The following is a 16,042-nucleotide window of genomic DNA, read 5'->3' on the forward strand; positions in this document are numbered from 1 at the left end:
CTGGCTCACTGTGGATAGTAGATAGCGGAGGAAAGAGGATTACTTGATGCCGAACAGACGATCCAGCGACCACGCACCGGCGCCGCGACCGACCAGGAACAACAGCAGACCGGCCCAGGTCAGGTGTGTCGGCCAGGCGTCCGGATAGACGAAAATTTCGATCACCGCCGTCATGCCCAGCAAGCCCAGTGCAGCCGAGCGTGTGAACAGCCCCATCACCAGCAGTAACGGGAAGAAATGTTCCGCATAAGCCGCCAGATGCGCGGCGATTTCCGGCGGCACCAGCGGCAGTTTGTATTCCTGTTCGAACAGCGTGTAGGTGCTGTCCTTGATGGTCAGAAAGCCGGTGACCTTGGTACGGCCAGAGAGAAAGAACACTGCCGCGATAGCGACCCGTGCGACTAATGCCAGCAACGAATCGCCGACCAGTTGTGTGGCACGTTCGACAGCGAAGTTGTACCAATCGGCGATGGATTTGGGCTTCGTTGCGGTAGTCGTTGTGGTCGGTGTCGGATAGGTAGACATGATGGTCTCCGTAAGTAAAAATGAATGAGGATCAGCGCGTGGGAATGAAAGGCGAGGCAAATGCTTCGGCATGGATCAGCGTACCAAGCAAGCGCGCAACGTCCAGCCCGGGTTCTGCTTCGACGGCCTTTGTCGTCGCCGTCTGCAAATCCTCGCCGGCGGCACAGGCATCGAGGAACACACACATGCCGACGCTTGCCGGCTGCCACACTACCTTGCCGTCAATGCGGCAGAACAAGGTACCCTCGCCGTCCCAGTTGAGTTCGTCGGAAAGATCGCGTTGTTCGCGATTGGCTTGCCAGATGGAATAGGCCGGCAGATTTACGCACCAGTGCCAGCGGACGCTGGCGCGCGGTCGCAAGGCGCTCTGCAACAAGTCCACCTCACCCAATGTTGCCAGCATGCCGGCTTCCAGCGGTGCCTCGTCAGCGGCGATATGACATTCGCTCCAGAAACGGTCCAGGCGCGCGACGTCGGCCAGATAAGGCAACTCTGCCGCCGGGCCGAACGCCGACAGAAAATCGGCGAAACCACGGCCGTATTCGATCAGGCACACGCTTTCCGGTGGTTCGGCACAGACATGGATCAAGGCTGCTGAGCGAAACCACTCTTCGCCGACCAGACGTACGATAGCCGGATAGTTGGCCGCCAACGCATCGACGCTGGCCTTGAGTACGGTATTGCGATAGACCTTGAAGCCGGGCTGGCTGGTCAATTGCGCCATTGAAGCGTCACTGTCACCGACGCCATAAATGGCGCGAATGAATTCGTGTTGAAAGTGATCGGCGGCGTGATTCATTTCAGCACTCCCTGCGCGGACAGGATCTCTTGCGCCTTGTTGCGTTCGGTCAGCAGTTCGGCGAAAGCAGGGATCTTGTCGTCGCGTTCGATCAGCGTCGGACGTTCACCGATGCGCTCGATCAGATGGCGATACAAACGCCAGACCGGCTCGATCACCGGCGCGTCGTGCGAGTCGATCAGCAGTTGTGCCTCAGTAGTATCGTCACTGTCCTCGCTATGGCCGGCCAGATGGATTTCCATGATCGCCTCAGCCGGCAGATTGTCGAGATAGGTGTGCGCGTCGTAACCGATGTTGTGGGCACTGACGTAGACGTTGTTGACGTCGACCAGCAGTCCGCAACCGGTGCGGCGCACCAGTTCGTCAAGGAAATCGGTTTCGCTCCAGTCGTGATTCTCCATACGCAGGTAGTGCGACGGATTTTCAATGGCGATGCGACGTTGCAATTGTTCTTGCGTACGCTGGATATTGGCGGCGACACGCGACAGGATGTCGCTGGTGCGCGGCACCGGCAGCAAGTCGGGATAGTAGCGGCCATCCAATGTCGACCAGGCGAGATGTTCGGATACCAGCGCTGGTTCGACACGGCGTATCAGTTCTTTCAATCGATGCAGATGCTGCTGGTCGGGAGCAGTTGCTCCCGCCAGCGACAGCGATACCCCATGCAGCGACACCGGATGGCGGCTGCGAACCGCATCCAGCCATGCAAGCCGCGGACCGCCTGCCATCAGGTAATTCTCGGGATGCACTTCGAACCACATCTCGGCTTCGGCGCATTGCAGCGCGTCGTCGAAATGTTGCGGCTTCAATCCCAGGCCTGCACCAAGTGTCGCTGTCATTTCAGGCTCCTGCTCCTGTATGCAATCAGATTGCAGTCAGGGAACCTGCGCCCTTCGGTGTCTTGATGCTGGTGCAAGTGCCGGCTGGAACATTCTTCCAGGCGTTGCCTTGGTAGTCCATCTTGGCGGTGCCGGCGCAGGTCGTGCCTTCGCCTGCCTTGCAATCGTTCTGGCCGGCGAGCGACACGCCGTAGCACTTTTCAACTGCAGTCTTCGCTGCGGCTGGTGTGTTTTGCGCCATGGCGATACCGGATGTCAGAGCAGCCAGGGTGAAAGCGGCAGTTGCAAGTTTGATGGTGTTCATAACGTACTCCTTAAAGATGAATGGATTGTTGGAAAGCAGATATCTGCCGGAAGTGTTCTTTTGCAGATGATCTGAACGTTAGTTCGTCGGACCATGGCGTTCGGTTACAGCAAATTGAAAATAAATTCGAAAATAAATTAGAAAATATTTATTTTGCAAACGGTGTAACCGAATCGGTCGTGCCGACGAACATATAAGCAACGCGTCTTGCCGGGCCGGTGGCGGCCCATGGCAGAAGACGCAAGGATGGAGAATCTGATGAAAACACCTGATCTGGTGTCCATGCTTGCAACAGGAACAACGCGCAGCGATCCCGACCTATTGGGTAAACGACTCGGACTGGCGTTGCTGATCGGTTTGATCGGCGCGTCGGCACTGCTGGTGGCTGCCTACGGCATACGCAGCGACATGCCTGAATTGCTGGCCACGCCACTGTTCTGGATCAAGGTGTCGTTTCCGCTGGCGATATTGATGTCGGCGCAGGGCGTCACTGCACGGCTGGCGCGCCCGGGAGCATTGCTGGGGTTGCAGCGACTGATCCTGCTGGCCTTGCCGGTGCTGGCGATCTGGTTGGCGAGTATTGGCTTCTTGCTGCTGGCACCGCCGTCACTACGGCTGGCGCTAGTGCTGGGATCGACCTGGCAGGTGTGCTCATTGAATATTGCGCTTCTATCGCTGCCAACCTTTTTTTCGATGTTCTGGGCCATGCGTGGGCTGGCGCCGACGCGGCTGATGCTGACCGGTGCCAGTATCGGATTGGTGGCCGGAGCACAGGGCGTAGTGGTCTACACCTTGTATTGCACGGAAATGACGGTGTCCTTCTGGGGAGTCTGGTATGTGATCGGCATGCTGGCGCCGACGGCGGTGGGCGCCCTGCTCGGCCCGCGCTTGCTGCGCTGGTAAAGGGTGTAGTGATCTATTCAGGGATCGAGCAACGCGGCAACCGGTCGCACCAGTCCTTCGAGCAAGGCACGCTCGGGCCGGGTGCGCGCCAGCACGCGAATGCCGAGCAAGGTACTCAGCAACATGCGTCCCATGTCTTCCGCCGACTGTCCGGAAGAAATGCTGCCGTCGCTCTGGCCGGCGGCGACACAACGGCGGAAGAAGGCCTCCACTTGCACCAGTACGTCGGCAACCACACGCTGAAATTCAGGATCATGCGGCGCGACTTCGAGCGCCGAGTTGACCAGCATGCAACCTTTGCGATCCTTGTCGGCCAGCGAACGTTTGATGATTTCGTTGAAGAAGGCGGCGATGGCGGCACGCGGCGGCATCTGGTTTTCGAAACGGCCGACGCGGTCGAGGAAGCTCTGTTCGACATAACGATCGAGCGCACGCCGGTACAAGGCGCGCTTGTCGCCGAAGGCATTGTAGAGACTGGCGCCGGTGATGCCCATGCTCTCGGCCAGATCGCGCACCGAAGTGGCTTCGTAGCCGTGGGCCCAAAAACATTGGACTGCGGCATCAAGCGCTGCTGTTTCGTCGAATTCGCGTGGTCGTGCCATGAGACGTGCCGTATTGGCTTGATGGGCTTGATTGCCGTGATTGCTCTGTTATTCGGGCTAGTATATCATTTTAAAACAAGTGATCTAAAACGAGCCGCAGCACTGCAAATGCTTGCCAACCACCTGAGCCATCGCATGGCCACCAGATGAAGCGACTGACAATAACAGCAGAAACCGATCCGGGGAGGTCCGTCGAAGAGCGCCTGAAGGCGCTGCTTCTGGCCGGACTGGACGGCAATGAAACTGCCTATCACGCCTTCCTCAACGACCTCAGCGGCCGTCTGCGCGCCTATGTCAGAAAGCGTCTGTTCCACCTGCACGACGAAGTTGAAGATATCGTTCAGGAAACCCTGCTGGCGGTCCACAACGCACGCCACACCTATCGTGCCGACGAACCACTGACGGCGTGGGTGTATGCGATTGCACGCTACAAGCTGATGGACTTCTTGCGCATGCGCTCGCGTCACGATGCCTTCAACGAGCCGCTGGACGACTATGTCGACATCTTCTCCAGCTCCGATGAAGAACCGGCCAACGACGCCAAGCGCGATATCAACGTCTTGCTGGAACAATTACCGGACAAGCAACGCCTGCCCATTGTTCACGTTAAACTGCAAGGCATGTCGGTGGCGGAAACCGCACAACTGACCGGCTGGTCCGAATCCGCCGTTAAAATAGGCATACACCGCGGCCTCAAATCTCTCGCGGCCAAAATACGATTGTTTTCATGAAGACTGACGATTTCATTTCCATGCTCACTACCGGCGTCAAACCGGTGGATCGTCACGTGCAGTTCAAACGTTTCTCGCAAGCCATCCTTGTCGGCGGTGCCGGTGCCTTCATCCTGATGGTGCTGCTGTTCGGCATTCGTCCGGATATCGGCGTCATGCTGGTCACGCCGCTGTTCTGGTTCAAAATGGCCTTCCCGCTGTCGCTGGCGGCCGCCTCGCTATGGCTGCTGACGCGCCTGAGCCTCCCGGGTGCAGGTCTGGGCAAGCGCTGGATCGCTCCGGCCACGCCGGTGCTGGTGATCTGGATCGCGGCTCTGGCCGTGCTGGCGGTTGCGCCGGAAAGCGAACGCCTGAATCTGATCATGGGCTTCACCTGGCGTCGCTGCCCTTTCAATATCGCCATTCTGTCGATCCCGACCTGCGTGACGATCACCTGGGCGGTACGCCAGTTGGCGCCGACACGCTTGCGTCTGGCGGGCGCCATGGCGGGCTTGCTGGCCGGCTCGGTAGCGACCGTCGCGTATTGCCTGCATTGCCCGGAAATGGGCGTGCCGTTCTGGGGTATCTGGTATCTGGGTGGCATGCTGATTCCCGCCGTGCTGGGATGGCTGTTCGGGCCGGCGGTGTTGCGCTGGTAGGCAAATGTATCGTTCGCCTCGCACTTCTCATCTTTTTACTTATTCCACTGCGTGATACTTGAGATATTCGCCATCCGGCAACCGAAAACGCCTCAGGAAAGTAAATTTCAAAACACGAGATGGATGAGCAGGTTACTTTTTCATTGATGAACTGAGAGAGGTGCCGGAGAGAAAAACAGCACCAATCACATGCCGCTGCAAAATCAGTTCATTTGCGCAAGCTTGCCAACTCCCTGTCACGACATACCCCTCTATCAGTCACATTTAGCGACACACGCATCATAAGCCGGATCGCACATTTCTGTATTTCCCTGCCTATCGATACATTGATTTCTCGCGTCGTAGCATGCTTGTTCACAACTGCTCTTTGCAGCGGAGAGAGTAGCCTTGCGTTGGAACTCTTTATTTTCCTTGATTCCGTTTTCGCCGATCTCGCGGCAAAAATGCGCCCCAGCCGTACCCCCCAAACAATACAAATTCCCGCAACAGTCATTGCTGAAGCTGCAGCTTTCGCCTTTGCCGCGACAAGCGTTCTGAGCAATTAAATTTTTCTCGGCAGGAAGCGCAGTATATTGCTCACTCAGTTCCTGCTTAATATGGGAAATATTCAAGCGGCCTAGCGCCTGCGACTCGTCCTCCGGCATCGTCCGCGCCGAACACGCCGCGCCAAAGCCGAATAGAAAAATGGAAAGAACAAAAATCAGATGTTTCATAGCCCCTCGCCTCGGTAGTTAGTTGATCCACAGTTTTGAAATACAACATTTTCAACAGGTGATTACAAGGTCTGAGTATCCCTCCTGTTCTCAGTCCGTTTTAACCAGGACAACGTCTCCGGGCGAGCCTGCCGATCCTGCGGGACCCGTAGTGTAAGTACTGGTTCCCGGATGCCCCTGATCGACATGGATTGACCAAAACGGTCCGGTACAGACGCGACCATCACCTCCTGGCCCGGCCTGCCCTTCACGTCCGCCGCCGCCCCCTGAGCCGCCTGAAACATAGAAACTCATCCCCTGCTCCCACTGTCGGGGAGTAACGTCTACAGCATCCGGTGCGCGTTCCTTTATCGCCAATACTGATCCGATGGCACCACGCAGGATCATCAGCCCTTTGCCTTTTTCGCCCGATCCTGCGACCTGCTTTTCTTTCAACAGCGACGCGATATCAAGAAGCTGCTTTACCAATTCATTGGTCAGGTCCGGCAATTTTTTATCAACATGTACCCTCGTCAAATCCAGACCGGAAAAGTTCACACTGGCAAGCATTCCCTGTCCCCCACGACCTCCGTTGCCGCCACCGCCTGCGTTTCCACCGTCTCCACCATTTCGTTGCGGGACACACTCTGGGCCGCCTCCTTTTCCGCCATCTCCCCCTTCTCCTCCGACGCCACCACCGACACCTTGCCCCAGCACTACAAACTTCTCCAATTTCTCGATGCCTACGGTGAGCTTCAGCTGAAATCCGCTTGCGCCATCATTTCCTGCCTTGCCTGTGTCACCGGTCGCACCTTTGTCGTTGTATCCAGCCTGAGCCTTGGCTGGCGGCTTGGGTGGAACCGGATGAACGATATCGTCGTATAACCAAATATACGAAGTACCTGTCGAAGTGATCTTGTTGATAATCAGCGCTGCTTTGCGCCGGGAAGATGGAATCGCGATGATCGTCTTGTCTTCCAATATCAAGTGATCAAAATAATATGCCCCGCCGTCTGGCTGCATGCTGCCAAGATCAATCATCTCTCCACGCTTCAAGACAATATCGCTGGCACAGACAGAAAGCGAGAAAAAGACGAGTAAGGGAAGACCTAAAAATACTGCAGACAAATTAGGTTTAATTTTCATGAGAATTCCTCTTGTTTGTTATTGGTCATGAGGATAGCCATCAGGAACCATGGCGTATGGTGATTCTATATCTCCGCAATTGGCTCATGCATAAATTCTTCAATCCTCTCAACACCATTTCCTGACGGCATTTTATTTCCAGCGACTTGATTAAGAACAGGACAAAACGAACTACCCAAAATCGCCCGGTGCAGCGCACCATTTACGAGCAGCCGTGCACCGCGACACCTCATAACATGACATATATTTTTTTCGCGATCTTCTCCCCGCCACCTCTCTCTCCTCTGAAACCCTTCTGCAATAAGGGATTCAGCCCCTCTGGCACAGGCTTTGCATAGTGCTGTATACGGATCAACGACGATCCCCCCAATTCTTAATGCCGATCTAAAGACGGATCTGCAGGACAACGGCGTCCGCTTAGCTTGGCATTCTTGCCTTGTTGAGCGGGCGCCTTTTTGTTTTTTACGGGATAAAAATGGCCGTGACTTCTCAAAACAGCACCAGCAAGGCAAGCAAGATCCAGCTCTTCTCGATCAGTTCGCCGCAAATGCGCGCCTTCCATCTGACATGGATGGCTTTCTTCGTCTGCTTCTTTGCCTGGTTCGCCTGCGCGCCGCTGATGCCTGTCATCAAGGGCCAACTCGGCCTGACCATCGAACAGATTGCCAACATCAATATCGCCGCCGTCGCCGTGACAATCCTGGTGCGCCTGATCATCGGCCCGATGTGCGATCGCTTCGGCCCACGCAAGACCTACACCGGCCTGCTGCTGATCGGCGCCATTCCTGTGATCGGCGTCGGCTTTTCGCAAAGCTATGAGAGCTTCCTGTTCTTCCGCCTTTGCATCGGTGCGGTCGGCGCCAGTTTCGTGATCACGCAATACCACACCTCGGTGATGTTCGCTCCCAATGTCGTCGGTACCGCCAATGCGGCAACTGCTGGCTGGGGCAATGCAGGCGGCGGTGTGGCGCAAGGTCTGATGCCATTGTTGCTGACGGCCATGCTGATGCTGGGCGTGGGCGACTACCTAGGCTGGCGCGTGGCGCTGCTGGTGCCGGGCTTGCTGATGCTGGTGATGGCGGCACTGTATTGGCATTTCACCCAGGATTGCCCGCAAGGCAATTTCGAGGAGTTGCGCGCTGCCGGCATCACTATCGATAGCGGCAAAAAAGGCGGCTGGGCAAGTTTCCGCGCGGCCAGCGCCAACTACCGCGTGTGGATGCTGTTTGTCACCTATGGCGCTTGCTTCGGCGTGGAAATCTTCATCCACAACATCGCCGCTATTTATTACGTGGATCACTTCGGCCTGTCTTTGAAGAGTGCCGGCATTGCTGCTGCAAGCTTTGGTTTGCTGGCGCTGTTTGCACGCGCGCTGGGAGGCATCATCTCCGACAAGGTAGCACTGCGTGGCGGCCTCAATCGCCGCGCCACCCTGCTGTTCGTGATGATGCTGGGCGAAGGCCTCGGCCTGTTGTGGTTTGCCCATGCAGGCAGCGTCACGCTGGCGGTCATCGCGATGTTGTGCTTTGGCCTGTTCACACACATGGCCTGCGGTGCGACGTATGCGCTGGTGCCCTTTATTGATCGCAAAGCACTGGGCGGCGTGGCCGGCATCATCGGCGCGGGCGGCAACGTCGGCGCGGTGCTGGCGGGCTTCCTGATGAAAGGTCTGGGCAATACGCAACAGACACTGAGCATGCTCGGTGTGCTGGTGACGGTGTCGGCGCTGTGCGCCATCGCGGTACGTTTCACTGCTACCGACAAGAGCGACGAGCCTGCGCTTGCCGTTCCTGCCAACAATATTCCCGCCTGAGGAGAACCGGATCATGAACATCATCGTCATTGGCCACGGCATGGTCGGTCACAAGTTTCTGGAATCGCTCGCCGAAAGCGGTGCGTCCAATATCAACGTCACCGTACTGTGTGAAGAGCCGCGTCCGGCCTACGACCGCGTGCATCTGTCCGAATTCTTCGCCGGCAAAACCGCCGACGATCTGTCGCTGGTGGCGCCCGGTTTTTTTGATGCCGGCAAAAGCAGCATCCACTTCGATCTGAAGCTCAACGCCAAGGCGCAGAACATCGATATCGTCGCCAAGACCGTGACCGTCAACATCAACGGCGAAGTCAAAACCATGTCTTACGACAAGCTCGTGATGGCAACCGGTTCCTACCCTTTTGTCCCGACCGTCGCGGGTAACCAGCGCAAGGATTGCTTTGTCTACCGCACTATCGAAGATCTGGAAGCGATGCTCGAATGCGGCAAGCGTTCAAAGACCGGCGTGGTCATTGGCGGCGGTCTGCTCGGTCTGGAATGCGCCAAGGCATTGCGCGACATGAACCTGGAAACCCATGTCGTCGAATTCGCGCCACGCCTGATGGCGGTGCAGGTCGACGAAAGCGGCGGCCGCATCCTGCGTCAAAAGATCCAGGATCTCGGCGTCACGGCGCACACGCAAAAGAACACGCTGGAAATCGTCGACGGCAAGACCGGCACCCACCGCATGAATTTTGAAGACGGCACGCACCTCGACACCGACATGATCGTGTTCTCGGCCGGCATCCGTCCTCGCGATGAGCTGGCGCGCGAATCGGGTATCAAGGTCGGCGACCGCGGCGGCATCGTCATCGACAACAGCTGCGTCACGTCCGATCCCAACATCTACGCCATCGGTGAATGCGCCTTATGGAACGGCAAGATTTTTGGTCTGGTCGCACCCGGCTATGACATGGCACGCACCGCCGCCAAGCACGTATTGGCACATCTGAACGACGCCGCCGACAGCATTCCGCAGTTCAACGGCGCCGACATGAGCACCAAGTTGAAGCTCATGGGAGTGGACGTCGCCAGCATCGGCGATCCGCACGGCAAGGAAGCCGGCAGCCGTTCGTTCCAGTTCACCGATGAGCGCAAACAGATCTATAAGAAGATCGTCGTCTCCGAATCCGGCAAGCATCTGCTCGGCGCTGTGATGGTCGGCGACGCGGCCGAATACGGCACTCTGCTGCAGATGATGTTGAACCGCATCGAGTTGCCGGAGTCGCCGGAATTTCTGATCCTCCCGCAAGCTGACGGCAAGACCAAGGTCGGCCTCGGCGTCGATGCCCTGCCTGACTCCGCGCAAATCTGCTCCTGCAACAACGTGTCGAAGGGCCAGCTGTGTGCCGCAGTGGCGTCCGGCGTGACCAACATCGGTGACCTCAAGAGCTGCACCAAAGCAGGTACTGCCTGCGGCGGTTGCGTGCCGCTGGTGACACAGGTGATGAAGGCCGAGATGAAGAAGCAAGGCCTGGCCGTCAACAACCACGTCTGCGAACACTTCGCCTACTCGCGCCAGGAGTTGCACCATCTGGTGCGCGTGAACAAGATCAAGAGCTTCGGCGACCTGCTGACGCAACACGGCAAAGGTCTCGGTTGCGACGTCTGCAAACCGGTCACCGCCAACATCCTGGCCTCGTGCTGGAATGACTTCGTGCTCAAAAAAGAACACGCCAGCCTGCAGGATTCCAACGACTACTTCCTCGGCAACATCCAGAAGGACGGCACCTATTCCGTCGTGCCACGCATGGCCGGCGGTGAAGTGACGCCGGACGGCCTGATCGCGGTCGGCCAGATCGCCAAGAAGTATGGCCTCTACACCAAGATCACCGGCGGCCAGCGCGTCGACCTGTTCGGTGCCCGCGTCGAGCAATTGCCGGACATATGGGAAGAACTGATCGCCGCCGGTTTTGAAACCGGCCACGCCTACGGCAAGTCGCTGCGTACGGTCAAATCCTGCGTCGGCTCGACCTGGTGCCGTTACGGTGTTGACGACAGCGTCGGCCTCGCAATCGAGCTGGAGAATCGTTACAAAGGCCTGCGCTCGCCGCACAAGATCAAGTTCGGCGTATCGGGCTGCACGCGCGAGTGTGCCGAAGCGCAAGGCAAGGATGTCGGCATCATCGCCACCGAAAAAGGCTGGAACCTGTATGTCTGCGGCAACGGCGGTATGAAGCCGCGCCATGCCGAACTGATCGCCTCCGATCTCGACAAGACATCGCTGGTGCGCTACATCGACCGTTTCCTGATGTTCTACGTGCGTACGGCGGATCGCCTGCAACGCACCAGTACCTGGCGCGACAACCTGGAAGGCGGCCTTGACTACCTGAAGAGCGTGGTCATCGACGACAAGCTGGGCATTGCCGCCGAACTGGAAGCCGACATGCAGCACGTGGTCGACACCTATGAATGCGAATGGAAGAAAGCAGTCAACGATCCGGAAACACGCAAGCGCTTCCGCCATTTCGTCAACAGCAAGGAAGCCGACCAGAACGTCAAATTTGTCGACGAGCGTGGCCAGATCCGTCCGGCCACGGTTGCCGAGCGTAAGCTGATCGATATTCCGGTGGTGGCGGAAGCAATCTGACCCTGATGGAGAACATGAACATGCATAGCGACCGACAAATTGAACATTGGATTGAAGTCTGCGATATCGCCGACATCGTTCCCAACACCGGCGTCTGCGCGCTGATCAACGGCGAGCAGATCGCGGTGTTCCACGTTGTCGATGCCAATCAGGAAGAGACCCGCGTCTTCGCCATCGGTAACTACGACCCCAACGCCGATGCGTCGGTACTCTCTCGTGGTCTGGTCGGCAGCATCGGCGAGCGCATCGTGGTCGCCTCGCCGATCTACAAGCAGCACTTTGACCTGCAGACCGGCGAATGCATTGAAGCCCCCGAACATTCGGTCAGCGCGTATCCGGCATGCATCGATCATGGCAAGGTGTGGGTGGGCGCATGACAGTCGCTCCGGCCTCTGCTGAATCTTCGAAGAAACCGTCGCTGGTGGTGATCGGCAACGGCATGGCCGGCATGCGCACGGTCGAAGAATTGCTCAAACTGGCGCCGGATCTGTACGACATCACCGTGTTCGGCGCCGAGCCGCACGGCAACTACAATCGCATTCTGTTGTCGCCGGTGCTGGCTGGCGACAAGAGCATTGACGACATCATGCTCAACACGCGTGAGTGGTATGAACAGAACAACATCACGCTGCACGCCGGCGACCCGGTTGAAAAGATCGATCGCCGCAAACGTACCGTGCGCTCGCAAGCCGGCGTTGAAATTCAGTACGACCGCCTGTTGCTGGCGACCGGCTCCAAGCCTTTCGTCATTCCGGTGCCGGGTCATGAGCTGCCGGGCGTAATCGCTTTTCGCGACATCCAGGACGTCAACACCATGCTCGACGCTGCGCGCAACCATCGCCATGCGGTGGTGATCGGTGGCGGCCTGCTCGGCCTGGAAGCTGCCAATGGCTTGCTGCGGCAAGGCATGGATGTGACCGTGGTGCACGTCACCGACAGCCTGATGAATCAGCAACTGGACAAACCTGCGGCCGCGCTACTGAAGAAGGCGTTGGAGATGAAAGGCCTGCGCTTCTTGCTGAATGCGCAGACGGAATCCATCGTCGGCGCCGATCGCGTCACGGCGGTGCGCTTCAAGGACGGTTCGGAGATCCCGGCCGATCTGGTCGTGATGACCGCCGGCGTACGTCCCAACATTGAGCTGGCGAAAGGCGCCGGCCTGCATTGCGACCGCGCCATCGTGGTTGACGATACGCTGCAAACCTACGATCCGCGCATCTACGCCGTCGGCGAATGCGTGCAACATCGCAAAGCGACCTTCGGCCTGGTCGCGCCAATCTGGGATCAGGCACGCGTCTGCGGCGCCCATCTTGCCGGCGCCGGACATCGCCGCTATGTGCAACAGGCCACTGCCACCAAACTCAAGGTCACCGGCGTCGATTTGTATTCGGCAGGCGACTTCATCGCTGCGGAAGACACCGAAGACCTCGTGCTGCGCGATCCACGCCGCGGCATCTACAAACGGCTGGTGCTCAAAGGCAGCCGGCTGATCGGCGCGGTGCTCTACGGTGACGTCAAGGACGGCCCGTGGTATTTTGACCTGATCCAGAAAGGTGGCGACATCTCCGCCATCCGTCATCAACTGCTGTTCGGCCAGGCGATCTGTAGCCAGGCCCAAGGCAACAAGGCAGCCTGATCGGAACTATCGTGAATCTCTCCCACATCCCGCTCTCGACCGTCGGCACCAAGACCACCTGCCCGTATTGCGGCGTCGGCTGCGGCGTACGCGCCTCGATGCAAACCGACGGCAAGATCGCGATTGCCGGCGACGAACTGCATCCGGCCAACAAGGGCCGCCTGTGCGTCAAAGGCTCGGCGCTCGGTGAAACAGTCGACCTCGACGGACGCCTGCTCCATCCGAAGATGCGCGATGAACATGGCGACATGCAGCGCGTGAGCTGGGATGCCGCGCTCGACAAAGTTGCGGGCGGTCTGCGCAGCATCATCGATCAGCACGGTCCGGATTCGGTTGCCTTGTATGTCTCGGGCCAATTGCTGACGGAAGACTATTACATCGCCAACAAGCTCATGAAGGGCTACATCGGCAGCGCCAACATCGATACCAATTCTCGCCTGTGCATGTCGTCGGCCGTGGCCGGTCACAAGCGTGCGTTCGGCGAAGACCTGGTGCCGATCTGCTATGAGGATCTGGAGTTGGCCGACATGGTCGTGCTGGTCGGGTCGAACACGGCCTGGTGCCACCCTATTCTTTTCCAACGCATCGCCAAGGCCAAGGAAAACCGCCCGGAGATGAAGCTGGTCGTCATCGACCCGCGCCGTACCGCGACCTGCGAACTGTCCGACATGCATCTGCCGGTCAAACCGGGCACCGACGTCTGGCTGTTCAACGGTCTGATGAGTTATCTGGCGCATCGCGGTGCGCGCGACAATGCCTTCGTTGATGCCCACACCACCGGCCTCGGCGAAGCGCTGGCGATTGCGGACGCCGATTGCGCCGATCCGCATGAAGTGGCGCGTATCTGCAAGGTCGACGTCAACGACTTGCTGGCGTTTTACGAATCGTTCGCCAATACCGAAAAAGTCATCACGGCGTTTTCAATGGGCGTCAATCAATCTTCCGCCGGCACCGACAAGGTCAACAGCATCATCAATTGCCACCTGATCAGCGGCCGTATCGGCAAGCCGGGCACGGGGCCATTTTCCATCACCGGCCAGCCCAACGCCATGGGCGGACGCGAAGTCGGCGGCCTCGCCAATATGCTGGCCGCACACATGGATCTGGACAATGCGCTGCATCGCGACACCGTGCAGACCTTCTGGGATTCGCCGCGCATGGCGGACAAGCCGGGACTCAAAGCCGTCGATCTGTTCAACGCCATTGAAGCAGGCCGTATCAAGGCGGTATGGATCATGGCGACCAATCCCATGGTCAGCATGCCGGATGCCAACGTGGTTCAGCGCGCCTTGTCAAAGTGTGAGCTGGTGGTTGCTTCCGACATCATGGAAAAGACCGATACCAATGCCTTCGCGCATATCCTGTTGCCGGCTTTGGGCTGGGGAGAAAAGGACGGCACGGTCACCAATTCAGAACGCCGCATCTCGCGCCAGCGCACCTTCTTGTCGGCGCCCGGCGAAGCGCGCCCGGACTGGCAAGTCATTTGCGATGTCGCCAAGCGCATGGGTTATCGCGGCTTCGACTTTGCCGGCCCGCATGCCATCTTTGACGAACACGCACGTCTGAGCAGCTACCGCAACGGCCCGCCACAAATCACCGGACACAGCCATCGCCTGTTCAATCTCGACGGACTGACCGGCATGAGCAAACAGCAGTTCGACGAGCTCCAACCGATACAGTGGCCGGTCACGCGCTCAAGCAATGCCGATGCCGCCGTCACTGGGACAGCCCGCCTGTTTGGCAACCATCGCTACTCCCACCCCGACGGCAAGGCGCGCTTCGTCGCGACACCACCGCGCGGACCGGCGCATCTGCCGGATGAAGAATTCCCGCTCACACTCAATACCGGCCGCGTGCGCGACCAGTGGCATACGATGACGCGCACCGGCAAGTCGGCGCGACTGGCCGATCACGTGCCGGAGTCTTTCGTGGACATGCACCCGCAAGACGCCTTGCGCTATGGCGTACGCGAAGGCGGTCTGGCGCGTATCAGTTCCCGCTGGGGCGCGATGGTGGCGCGTGTGCAGCACAGCGGCGGCATCGCGCGCGGCAGCGTCTTCGTTCCCATCCACTGGAACAGCCAGACCGCCTCGGATGCGCGCGTCGGTGCCCTTGTCAATCCCGTGGTCGATCCGGTATCGGGCGAACCTGAGTTCAAACATACGCCGGTGAACATCGAAGAATTCGGTGTCTCATGGCATGGCTTCATCCTCAGCCGCAAGGCGCTCGCGCTGGATGAAATCACGCATTGGACACGCATACAGGGCCGCGATTTTGCGCGCTACGAACTGGCCGGCCGCAATGTCATTGCCGACCACGGCGCGTGGGCGCGCACGCTCCTCGGGGTGCACGACATCGACGCCGACTGGCTTGAGTACGAAGACAGCACTGCCGGCGTCTACCGCGCGGTGCACGTCGACAATGACCGCATCGACATGTGCATCTTCCTGTCCAAGCGCCCCGATCTGCCCTCACGCGCGTGGCTGGCGAGCCTGTTCGACAAGGAACAGTTGGAAGAAGCCGACCGTGTCGGCCTGCTGATCGGTCAACCCATCGAAAAAGGCGCCGATACCGGTCCGACGGTCTGCTCCTGCTTCGGCGTGGGTCGCAATACCATCTGCAATGCGGTCCGCGAAAAAGGACTGAAGACCGTCGCTGAAGTCACCTCCTGCCTCAAAGCCGGCGGTAACTGCGGCTCCTGCGTGCCGGAGATCAAGAAGCTGCTGGTGGAGACACAGGCGGCGGAGACGGCCTGATCGAGCCTTCCGGCACGGCATCCTTCAGCAAGGCACGACGTGATCGGCCATAATTCGGGTTCGACAAC

Annotated in this window: 15 protein-coding genes; 8 read left to right on the forward strand and 7 right to left on the reverse strand. The window is 58.6% G+C overall.

All coding sequences use genetic code 11. The features are described 5' to 3' along the window. Positions 1-39: 39 nt before the first annotated feature. Genes hmeg3_RS13135 through hmeg3_RS13150 form a run of 4 tightly spaced genes read right to left on the reverse strand, consistent with a single transcriptional unit; the run spans position 40 to position 2,467 of the window. Complete coding sequence (locus tag hmeg3_RS13135) at positions 40-525, reverse strand: DoxX family protein (RefSeq protein WP_094564118.1); 486 nt, start codon at positions 523-525, stop codon at positions 40-42. A gap of 31 nt (positions 526-556) precedes the next feature. Next, positions 557-1,324: a DNA-binding domain-containing protein gene (locus hmeg3_RS13140; RefSeq protein ID WP_094564119.1), complete on the reverse strand. Its 768-nt coding sequence runs from the start codon at positions 1,322-1,324 to the stop codon at positions 557-559. Further along, positions 1,321-2,163, reverse strand: a complete 843-nt coding sequence (locus hmeg3_RS13145; protein ID WP_094564120.1) for a DUF692 domain-containing protein — start codon at positions 2,161-2,163, stop codon at positions 1,321-1,323. Before hmeg3_RS13145 ends, hmeg3_RS13140 begins: the two co-directional genes overlap by 4 nt. A gap of 25 nt (positions 2,164-2,188) precedes the next feature. Beyond that, positions 2,189-2,467, reverse strand: a complete 279-nt coding sequence (locus hmeg3_RS13150) for a DUF2282 domain-containing protein (RefSeq protein WP_050477637.1) — start codon at positions 2,465-2,467, stop codon at positions 2,189-2,191. 258 nt (positions 2,468-2,725) lie between these two features. Here hmeg3_RS13150 and hmeg3_RS13155 point away from each other — a divergent pair, with 258 nt between their 5' ends. Then, positions 2,726-3,370: a DUF1109 domain-containing protein gene (locus tag hmeg3_RS13155; protein ID WP_094564121.1), complete on the forward strand. Its 645-nt coding sequence runs from the start codon at positions 2,726-2,728 to the stop codon at positions 3,368-3,370. A gap of 17 nt (positions 3,371-3,387) precedes the next feature. On the opposite strand, the gene hmeg3_RS13160 is transcribed toward hmeg3_RS13155, so the two are convergent. Further along, on the reverse strand, positions 3,388-3,972 hold the full coding sequence (locus hmeg3_RS13160) for a TetR/AcrR family transcriptional regulator (RefSeq protein WP_094564122.1): 585 nt from the start codon (positions 3,970-3,972) through the stop codon (positions 3,388-3,390). Between the two features lie 146 nt (positions 3,973-4,118). Between hmeg3_RS13160 and hmeg3_RS13165 the strand changes: the two genes are divergently transcribed. Beyond that, entirely contained in the window at positions 4,119-4,703 is a 585-nt protein-coding gene (locus hmeg3_RS13165) for a sigma-70 family RNA polymerase sigma factor (RefSeq protein WP_094564123.1), read from the forward strand. Beyond that, complete coding sequence (locus hmeg3_RS13170) at positions 4,700-5,341, forward strand: DUF1109 domain-containing protein (protein ID WP_094564124.1); 642 nt, start codon at positions 4,700-4,702, stop codon at positions 5,339-5,341. Before hmeg3_RS13165 ends, hmeg3_RS13170 begins: the two co-directional genes overlap by 4 nt. A 254-nt stretch (positions 5,342-5,595) precedes the next feature. On the opposite strand, the gene hmeg3_RS13175 is transcribed toward hmeg3_RS13170, so the two are convergent. Continuing rightward, complete coding sequence (locus tag hmeg3_RS13175) at positions 5,596-6,054, reverse strand: hypothetical protein (protein WP_094564125.1); 459 nt, start codon at positions 6,052-6,054, stop codon at positions 5,596-5,598. A gap of 90 nt (positions 6,055-6,144) precedes the next feature. After that, positions 6,145-7,179: a hypothetical protein gene (locus tag hmeg3_RS25195; RefSeq protein ID WP_094564126.1), complete on the reverse strand. Its 1,035-nt coding sequence runs from the start codon at positions 7,177-7,179 to the stop codon at positions 6,145-6,147. Between the two features lie 475 nt (positions 7,180-7,654). On the opposite strand from hmeg3_RS25195, the gene hmeg3_RS13185 reads away from it, so the two are divergent. Genes hmeg3_RS13185 through hmeg3_RS13205 form a run of 5 tightly spaced genes read left to right on the forward strand, consistent with a single transcriptional unit; the run spans position 7,655 to position 15,974 of the window. Next, positions 7,655-8,992, forward strand: coding sequence for an MFS transporter (locus hmeg3_RS13185; protein WP_094564127.1), 1,338 nt, complete (start codon positions 7,655-7,657; stop codon positions 8,990-8,992). 13 nt (positions 8,993-9,005) lie between these two features. Then, entirely contained in the window at positions 9,006-11,582 is a 2,577-nt protein-coding gene (nirB, locus tag hmeg3_RS13190) for a nitrite reductase large subunit NirB (RefSeq protein ID WP_094564128.1), read from the forward strand. Positions 11,583-11,602: 20 nt separating this feature from the next. Then, positions 11,603-11,959: a nitrite reductase small subunit NirD gene (gene nirD, locus hmeg3_RS13195; RefSeq protein ID WP_094566325.1), complete on the forward strand. Its 357-nt coding sequence runs from the start codon at positions 11,603-11,605 to the stop codon at positions 11,957-11,959. After that, positions 11,956-13,218, forward strand: a complete 1,263-nt coding sequence (locus hmeg3_RS13200; protein ID WP_094564129.1) for an NAD(P)/FAD-dependent oxidoreductase — start codon at positions 11,956-11,958, stop codon at positions 13,216-13,218. The genes nirD and hmeg3_RS13200 overlap by 4 nt, the downstream gene beginning before the upstream one ends. 11 nt (positions 13,219-13,229) lie before the next feature. Further along, the gene (locus tag hmeg3_RS13205; RefSeq protein ID WP_198361699.1) at positions 13,230-15,974 is read left to right on the forward strand and encodes a nitrate reductase; all 2,745 of its coding nucleotides are present in this window, start codon (positions 13,230-13,232) and stop codon (positions 15,972-15,974) included. Positions 15,975-16,042 lie beyond the last annotated feature (68 nt).

Source organism: Herbaspirillum sp. meg3, assembly GCF_002257565.1.
GTDB lineage: Bacteria > Pseudomonadota > Gammaproteobacteria > Burkholderiales > Burkholderiaceae_D > Herbaspirillum.